The organism is Salipiger sp. HF18, from assembly GCF_011806505.1.
Lineage (GTDB): Bacteria > Pseudomonadota > Alphaproteobacteria > Rhodobacterales > Rhodobacteraceae > Salipiger > Salipiger thiooxidans.
Window position 1 is genome coordinate 1 of sequence record NZ_JAATOS010000404.1, and the last position, 3,550, is coordinate 3,550.

Annotated in this window: 4 protein-coding genes; 3 read left to right on the forward strand and 1 reads right to left on the reverse strand. The window is 70.7% G+C overall.

Annotation, left to right across the window (positions count from 1 at the left end):
• Nucleotides 1-73 precede the first annotated feature (73 nt).
• Nucleotides 74-538 carry a DUF2948 family protein gene (locus HC022_RS21360; protein ID WP_167453759.1) on the forward strand — a complete coding sequence of 155 codons (465 nt, stop codon included), beginning with the start codon at nucleotides 74-76 and terminating at the stop codon, nucleotides 536-538.
• A gap of 190 nt (nucleotides 539-728) precedes the next feature.
• Nucleotides 729-2,030, forward strand: a complete 1,302-nt coding sequence (hisD, locus tag HC022_RS21365) for a histidinol dehydrogenase (RefSeq protein ID WP_167453760.1) — start codon at nucleotides 729-731, stop codon at nucleotides 2,028-2,030.
• Nucleotides 2,031-2,042: 12 nt separating this feature from the next.
• On the opposite strand, the gene HC022_RS21370 is transcribed toward hisD, so the two are convergent.
• Complete coding sequence (locus tag HC022_RS21370) at nucleotides 2,043-3,254, reverse strand: alpha/beta hydrolase (protein ID WP_167453761.1); 1,212 nt, start codon at nucleotides 3,252-3,254, stop codon at nucleotides 2,043-2,045.
• Nucleotides 3,255-3,403: 149 nt separating this feature from the next.
• Here HC022_RS21370 and HC022_RS21375 point away from each other — a divergent pair.
• Nucleotides 3,404-3,550: UPF0262 family protein (locus HC022_RS21375; RefSeq protein WP_175583679.1), on the forward strand; the 147-nt coding region annotated here is incomplete at its 3' end.

Genomic DNA, 3,550 nt, shown 5'->3' on the forward strand with positions numbered 1-3,550 from the left:
TCGACCGCGGCTACGAGCAGGTGGTGCGCAAGCTGCAGGGCGTGGGAGCCCGCATCGAACGGGTGAGGGGCGAATGACCGACGCGAAATTCGAAGACGCCGGCGGCGGGCCGCTGAACCTTGGCGCGATGGACCCCGACGACCTGCAGGTGCTTTCGGCGCTGCTGCAGGACGCGGTGCTGACTGTCTCCGACATCGCCTTCCAGAAACGGCACCGCCGTCTTGGCCTGCTGGTCAACCGGGTGCGGCGCGAGGACGGCGTGCATGTCTCGCCACCAGAGCGGGTGCGGACGCTGGTCACGGTCGAGAACGTACTCGGCGTCTCGAGCCAGGGCGTCGCGCGCGACACGCCGGACATGGGGCTCTCGGTGCTCTCGGTCGGTTTCGAGCCGGGCGAGGACGGCGCCGGCCACGTGGTCTTCACGCTGGCGGGCGACGGCGCGCTGCGGGCCGAGGTCGAGGCGCTGGAACTGGGGCTGCGCGACGTGACCCGTCCCTACGCCGCGGTCTCGGGCAAGCTGCCGGACCACGGCGCCTGAGGGCGCGTCCCGCGGCGGGGCCCCTCGTGGGTGCCGCCGCTGGCGCATGCCGGCCAATGGCGAAAGGGCCGGGCGGGCTTGAGGTGACCGGCCCGGCGCTCTAAAGCGGATCGGAAACCGTCCGCATCCGGCCCAAGGGAGAGGCCGCGGCCCGGCGCTGCCGCGCGGGTCGTCTTGGAAAGGAACCGCAATGCCCGTCTTTCTCGACACGACCGAGCCGGATTTCGAAATCGAGTTCGCACGGCTCCTCGGCGCCAAGCGCGAGGACAGCCCCGATGTCGACGACACCGTCGCCGGGATCATCGCCGATGTCCGGGCGCGCGGCGATGCGGCGCTTCTGGACCTCACCGCGCGCTTCGACCGTCTGGAACTGACCGCCGACCGGCTGGCCTTCACCCCCGAGGAGATCGCGGCCGAATGCGCCCGCGTCCCCGAGGCCGAACGGCTGGCGCTCGAGACCGCGGCCGAGCGCATCCGTGCCTACCATGTGCGGCAGATGCCCGAGAACGCGCTCTGGACCGACCCCGATGGCGCAACGCTGGGCTGGCGCTGGACGCCGGTGGCAGCGGCGGGGCTCTACGTTCCTGGCGGGCTTGCCAGCTATCCGTCCTCGGTCCTGATGAACGCGATCCCTGCCAAGGTGGCCGGGGTCGAGCGGCTCTGTATCACCGTGCCCACGCCGGACGGGGTCGTGAACCCGCTGGTCCTGCTTGCGGCGCGCATCGCGGGCGTGGACGAGATCTACCGGCTCGGCGGCGCGCAGGCCATCGCCGCGCTTGCCTACGGCACCGAGACCGTGCCGCCGGTCGACAAGATCACCGGCCCGGGCAACGCCTTCGTCGCCGCGGCGAAGCGGCGGGTGTTCGGCAAGGTGGGCATCGACATGATTGCCGGCCCCTCCGAGATTCTCGTCATCGCCGATGGCAACAACGATCCCGAGTTCGTGGCGCTGGACCTGCTGAGCCAGGCCGAGCACGACGAGAGCGCGCAGTCGATCCTCGTGACCACCGACGCGGCGTTCGGGCGCGTCGTCGCCGCCGAGATCGAACGTCAGCTCGAAGTGCTCGAGCGCTCCGCCATCGCGGGCGCCAGCTGGCGCGACTTCGGCGCGGTGATCGTGGCGCGGGATCTCGACGAGGCGGCGGCGCTGTCGGACCGGGTGGCACCCGAGCACCTCGAGCTCTGCGTCGACGACCCGATGGCGCTGTCGGAGAAGATCCACCACGCCGGCGCGATCTTCCTCGGCCAGTGGACCCCTGAGGCCATCGGCGATTACGTCGGCGGGCCCAACCACGTGCTGCCCACGGCGCGCTCGGCGCGGTTCTCGTCGGGGCTCTCGGTGCTCGACTTCCTCAAGCGCACCACGCTGGCGCAGATGTCGCCACAGGCGTTGAACGCCATCGGCCCGGCCGCCGAGGTTCTGGCGACCTCGGAGAGCCTGCAGGCCCACGGACTTTCGGTCACCGCCCGGCTGCGCAAGCTGAACGGCTGAGGCCGGGCCCGCTCAGGCGGGCCGGCCCTTCGGCGCGGGAGGCGCTGCGGACACCGCCGCCTGCGCAGCGCGGCGGGGCAGGGTGCTTTCCGGTGCCACCAGCATCAGCAGCGCCGCCTCGCATCGGTAATAGGCCTCGTGGACCCGCACGATCTCGAACGGGTGTGTGCCCCTGGGCAGCCGCGGCCGCACCGCGTCGGGGAACTTCGGAGGGTGGCGCCTGCCGGGCTCCGACGCGTCGTCGAAGCACCGCGGCACCGGCACCTGCGAGCCCATCATGTCCCATGGCAGCACCACGTCGATCCAGCCCTGCACCGGCGGGGCGGCGGTGTAGAACGTGGCGATCCTGACCTCGACCATCGGCTCCTGCTGCACCAAGAGCCCCAGCGCCGAGCCCCATGTGAAGAGCACCGTGTGCGCCAGCACATCCCCGCTCTCGGAGAGCGCATCGGCGGCGATGGCGCCGCCCAGCGAATGGCCCACCACGTAGATCTCGTCATATCTGTCTGGGCCGGTGATCCCCGCCGCCCGGTCGAGCACCTCCAGCACCCGCCGCTTGGCCTTGGCCCGGAGCCCCACGTCGTCGTCGCCGAAGACCTCGTCGCGGAGATAGGCCTTGGTGTAGGCCGAGATATTGGCGAAGCGCTCGAGCCAGCCGAGGCTCCAGACCCAGAGCAGCAGCGCCACGAAGACCGAGCCGAGGACCGTGCCGGTCCAGCCAGTGAGCGTCGTCCACGCGGTCTGCACCCACGCGATGCTCGCCAGCGTCTCGGGGATGGCGATGACGCCGCTCTCGATGGCCCGCAGCACGAAGATGCCCACCACGATCCACCACAGCGCCAGCACCACCGCCGCCAGCAGCATCGCCCAGGCGGTGTTGGGCGGCGCCTCGCGGCGCGAGATCCAGCCGCCCACGCCGCCGGTCAGCCAGTAGCGGATCAGCATGTAACCACGCTTGAACCGGGCCCAGGGGGATTCGTTGCTCCAGTCCGGCAGCAGGTCGCCCCAATAGGCCTCGTAGACGTCGATCTCCTGCGTGGCGCCGCCGCAGCGGCAGGTGGCATGCAGCCCGGTGGCGCCGTTGCCCGGGCCCGCGCCGTCGTCGGTCTGCTCGACCCGCCAGCCGGTGGTGTAGTTCTGCAGGGCCCGCACCAGCCGGTCGCGCGCCTGGTTGTGCTCCTTGTGCCCGAAACCGGGAACGAGGATGATTGCCCGCCGCGCCATCGCAATGCTCCTGAGAAAATCATCCTGGAAATGACCAACCGTAGCATGAATCCCTCTATGCGCGAAACATCCGGCCCCGGCGCAGGCTCCGCATTGCAGTGCCCGATCCCCCGCGTTAAGCCTTTCGGGCCCGGTGTAGGACCTTGCTCATGAGCCATATCTCCCAGATCGTCCTGAACGACGCCAACCTGCCGCCGCCGACCCCCGAGATCGAGCAGGAGCGGCGGGTCGCGGTGTTCGACCTTTTGGGAGAGAACAGCTTCACCCTGCCGCCGCGGGGTGAGCGCCCGGGGCCC

Coding starts and splice junctions, on each gene's coding strand:
- HC022_RS21360 (WP_167453759.1), top strand. CDS start 74: ATGACCGACGCGAAATTCGAAGACGCCGGCGGCGGGCCGCTGAACCTT.
- hisD (WP_167453760.1), top strand. CDS start 729: ATGCCCGTCTTTCTCGACACGACCGAGCCGGATTTCGAAATCGAGTTC.
- HC022_RS21370 (WP_167453761.1), bottom strand. CDS start 3,254: ATGGCGCGGCGGGCAATCATCCTCGTTCCCGGTTTCGGGCACAAGGAG.